The organism is Sphingobacterium shayense, from assembly GCF_013179575.1.
GTDB lineage: Bacteria > Bacteroidota > Bacteroidia > Sphingobacteriales > Sphingobacteriaceae > Sphingobacterium > Sphingobacterium shayense.
In genome coordinates, this window is the sequence record NZ_JABMCQ010000218.1 from 1 (window position 1) to 5,269 (window position 5,269).

General features: G+C 47.4%; 1 protein-coding gene. It reads right to left on the minus strand.

What is annotated here, in order from left to right; all coding sequences use genetic code 11:
• The coding region (locus HP439_RS17515; RefSeq protein WP_172391626.1) for a type I polyketide synthase at nt 1–5,269 on the minus strand (5,269 nt) is incomplete at both ends.

The window sequence follows — 5,269 nt, forward strand, 5'->3', positions numbered from 1 at the left end:
TTGTCCCCCGCCAAGAACTAATACCACGGACTCTCTATCTAACCGAATGCCTGGAGCACCAGTAGACAGTAAAGCAGGCACAAGATCTATCGCATAGCGCTGCTCATTCTCATAAACCGTTTCGACCGATTTTTCATCAGCTAAGATTTCTTGAATTATGATACTTGATATTTGGTCCTCAGAAGCCAAGCTCTTCAAATTGATAACCTTACAATTTACCTGCTCGTATTCGCGAGCCAAACTTTTGAAGAAACCGGAATAACCTTGGAACTCTACGGAGCCCTGGTTACCGGCTAACCCCTTGTGACTGGCAGAAATGTCAGATATTAAATAAATCCACTTTATCCTGTCCATATCGACACGTTTAACCAGGCCAACCAAATCCAAAATATTATCGCGCTCACTTGCACCCTCTAGATCCAGCGCAATTAATCCATCGAATTTGCTAAGATCGCTTTCTGTATCGACACTTTCTGCCGCCACGCCCTGTTTCTGAAGTTCATCCAGCAGAAGCGAAACCTGCCTACCGGGGGGCGAAACAATAGCGAAACGTTTTCCTACAAGGGACTGTGCGTCGCCTAGGGTTGCATGGTCCGCAGGTGTCAAATCAAAGCGAAACCGGGAGAGCCCGTTCTTCGCTATCCCTTGCTGCGAATTGTCTTCGCCCGTGAGATTACTAATCCAAACGGATAACTCGTTAAGAGTTTTAATAGCGGCTAATTTTTCCATTAGGTCCCCTTGCTGCTCCAGGTCATTTCCAAAATCGATTTTGGACCGGAGCTCCCCTACAATTTCCATCCGCTTAATAGAGTCGATACTTAAATCGGCTTCTAAATCCAGATCTAAGCCTAGCATCTCTTTCGGGTATCCCGTCTTATCGCTCACGATATCTAGAATGAGCGCCTGTAGCTTTTTTAAGGTGATTGGCTCTTGCGCGAGCACAGGTGTACCGCTCTCAGTTACTACTTCAGCAGCATCCATTTCGATCGCTTGCAAGTTATCGTTAAACCAAGAAACCATGCTGCTGAGCGTTTTTATTCCAGATAGCTGCTCCATCACGTTGTCCTCGCCGGCACCAGCAGCTACTAATAAACCTAGCTCACCACGCAGCGCTCCTATTATCTCAACTCTTTTGATCGAGTCGATACTTAAATCTGCTTCCAAATCTAGATCCATACCCAGCATCTCATGTGGATAGCCCGTTTTCTCACTGACGATTTTTAGCAGTAACGCCCCGATATCCTTTTTACTACTTTTCTTCACCTCTATACTAAGCGAGTTTCCATTCTTCAGCGGTCGCTCGGATAAAGGGGCAGCAGGTTCTGGTAAATGAACGGAGGCTTGGGAGGAATACATCGGTAACGGATTTGTCTGCTGGTGCTGACCTAAGAAAGACAGCATCACGTCACGCTGCGCCTGAATGAGCATTTTCATGCTATTTAAATATTCCGCCAACATCCGCTCGGTGGCGAGCTCGCTTTGACCCTGAGGTGCTGGCTGGTGTGTAGAGTGGTTCATCTGAAGAGGGGTAGAAATGGGTAATGCGCCATTACTTGGCAAGTTACCTATCGCAGGATGGGCTGCCTGTCCATTGATACGCCAGAGGGCTGGGCTTTTTTTATACTGTTCAGGCGATCCAATCTGAACCAGTTTCACATCGCGCCCAAGAAATAATTTCGCTAAATCCATGGAACGGCCCGTGCCTATGTATCTAGCCAGCATGCACAGGAGATGAGAAAGCTTCTTGCGTCCGTTATCTTCCACATGAAGCATCGTAGCAGATTCATCCAGGCAGGATTCCGTCAATGCTGACAATACCTTCCCCGGACCTACCTCTATGAATATTCGAGCCCCGTCGGCATACATTGCTTCGATTTCTTCCCTAAAACGTACCGGCTGCACTAAATGATCAGTAAGCCTTTCTTTTATAGCTGACGGCTCCACCGGGTAAAGAGTCGCTGTGGTGTTTGACCAAACCGGAATTTGAGCTTTCTGAAAACGCACATCTCTTAGAACAATCTCATACAGGCTTTTGGAGCCTGCAACAATTGGGCTATGGAACGCGCAGGCAACCTCGATTTTTTTGGCCGAGATTCGCTGCTGTTTAAGTATTTCAAGTAGGCCCGTGATACCAGCCGTAGTCCCTGCAACAACACACTGAGATGGGGCGTTATAGTTAGCAGGATAACAGCCCTCAACCCCACTGACTATTTCTTCAATTCGCTCTGCTGAAGCATTTACTGCAGCCATAGCACCCGGATCGCCATCCACTACAGCGTTCAATATCGCCTCTGCTCTTTTGCTACTGAGTTCGACTAACTTTTCTTCCTCGAAAACTCCGGCAAAACATAGTGCCGGCAGTTCTCCGTAGCTGTGCCCCGCCAACATATCTGGGACGATGCCAAGCCAGTACAGAAATTTCGCTAGCGCTAAATCTATTAAACCAAGAATAGGCTGCGCCAAACGCGTATCTTTAAGCGAATCTTTTTGACGTTGTAAATCCTCAGGGCTAAATACCTGGGAAGGAAATACAACCTTTAGGAGCTCCGGAGTTTCCGTTAGCAGCTTACGCATAGCAGGAAAAATCACAAAGAGCTCGCGAGCCATATTAACCCGCTGGCTTCCCTGCCCAGGAAATAAAAAAGCCGTTTTCCCTGATTTTTTATTTACGATAAACGTGTCTTTACTTTCTATACCCGATAACGCCAGTTCGATTTTCATCACCAGATCCTCTGCAGTATCGGCAACAATACTCAGCTGAACCGGTTCCGCCGAGCATACGCTCAGCGTGTAGGCAATATCTTTTAATGGAATTCCGTCATTTACCTCTAACAGGGCCTTAACATCACCCAATTGCTTTTTCGCTTCTTCGTAGCTCTGCCCGCGAAAAACAAACAGCTCAGCAGGCCAAGATTGTAATATAGTCGCGTCCTGCCGGTTTGAATGCCCTGCAATAACAGCATGAAAATTCGTCCCGCCAAATCCAAAAGCGCTAACGCCAGCGTAACGCTCTTTCTCATCCCAGATTCCACATTCGCTATAAAACGCAAATGGACTCGTTTGGGCATTGTAATACATGTTTGGTTTTTGCAGGTGAAGTGTCGGTGGTTTCACGCCATGGAATACTGCTAGTGATGCTTTGATCAGTCCGGCTAATCCTGCAGCACATTTAGTATGACCAATCTGTGTTTTTACTGATCCCAAATGTGTCTTTCCGGGCAAAGCGCCCGCGCGACTGAACAAATTTGTCAGGGCATTAAGCTCTGTTTTGTCTCCCACAACGGTCCCCGTTCCATGCGCTTCAACTAAACCAACTGAAGCTGGACTGACTCCCGCCTGCGCGTAGGCACGCTCTAGTGCCCGCACCTGCCCTATTTTTCGTGGCGCGGTAAGACCTAGCGCTTTCCCGTCGCTCGAGCCTCCGATTCCCTTGATAACCGAATAAATTCGGTCTCCATCCTGAACAGCATCGCTGTACCGCTTCAAAACTACCATGGCAACACCTTCGCCTAGGGCAATCCCATCCGCCTCACTGTCAAATGTTGCACATCGCCCTTTTCGGGATAGTGCATGCGTGCTGGAAAACATCAGGTAGTCATTGATACCGTTATGCAAATCCGCGCCGCCAGCGAGCACCATATCGGATTTTCCTAATATTAATTCTTGGCATGCAAGCTCAATAGCAGCTAAGGAAGAGGCACAAGCCGCATCGACGGTAAAATTTCTCCCTCCAAGGTCTAGCCGATTTGTGATTCTTCCGGCGATAACATTCGCTAAAATACCCGGAAATGAATCTTCAGTTGTGTGAGGAAATGCATCCTGCACCTCTTTGTGCAGCTCTCCAAACACCTGTTTATAATATCCTCTAAAACTATAGCTATTAGCAAGGTCATTTCCACCCTCAGCCCCGATGATAACGGAGATGTTTTCTCTGTCGATCTCTTTATCGGCGTATCCCGCGTTATCCAGCGCGCGCCGAGCGACCAATAAACTTAATAGCTGCGTGGGTTCAATAGCAGCAAGAGATTGCGGAGGAATTCCAAACGCTAGGGGATCAAAATCAATTTTTGGAATAAAGCCTCCCCATTTCGAATGTGACACATCAGGTCCGTCCGTCTCAGGCTGGTAATAAATATCTTTATTCCAGCGTTCATCAGGCACCTCGGTGACACTATCTTTCCCTCCAACAATATTACGCCAGTATTCTTCTAAGCTCTTGGCGCCAGGAAATATGCAATCCATCCCGACAATAGCAATATCAAGCGGCATCTCGCCGGATGAAGGCTCCTGAGGCAAATGTGCGCTCTGAATATAATGCTTGTTGTTAACGCCTACATCCTGATGAAGATCGGCAAGCGAGAGGATACGGTCATGCATTACTGCTACCTGCCCAATCATGTACATGCCTAGGTCGAGCTGCTTGCCCTTGGGAATGGGAACTAATTCCCCCTGCTGACGGTCAATTCCTTTTGCGGCGATACGCAGCCTGCCGACATTTAACTGCTCAAGCTTTTCCCATACTTGCTTTTTATCCAGCCCCTTCTTTAGGAGCTCTGCTTTTTCCTCTGAAAAAAATCGAGCAAAAGAAGTATTTAAACATCGGGTTTCGTGCCCTGGAGCGGTCTCTAGTAACACCGTATCTTTCGCCTGAAGCGCCTGAACTTGAAATTCATCTTGTATAGCCCCTGTAGCTACAGCTTCTTTCGTATAAAGGTAAGCGGTACCCATTAACACCCCTACCTTAACACCTCTGGCTGCTAATGGAGCTGCCATAACGGAAACAAATGCACTCGAGAAAGCATCGTGAATGCCTCCAGCAAAAAATACATTGATATCTTCCGGATTATCTTCTTTTAAAATACGTTCGATCTGCTTTTCCCAAAGAACCATACTGGATAGTGGCCCGACATGACCACCACACTCCCTTCCTTCAAATACAAAGTTTCTTGCTCCTTGTTTTAAAAACATATCCAGTAAGCCAGCAGACGGTACATGCAGGAAGGTTTTAATTCCTGCCTGCTCGAATACCTTCGCCTGCTCAGGCCTCCCACCAGCGATTAAAACAACAGGGGGCATTGCTTCGAGTATATAGGAAATCTGCTCCTCCCGTAGAGCCTGAGGAGCAAATCCTAGAATACCTACGCCCCAAGTTTTATCCCCCATGAGTACTTTGGCTTCCGTCACTAACTCTTTCGCACTTTTACCTTTAAGCAGCGATAGCGCGACAAAAGGCAGGCCGCCAGCTTCGGCAACAGAATTAGCAAACAAA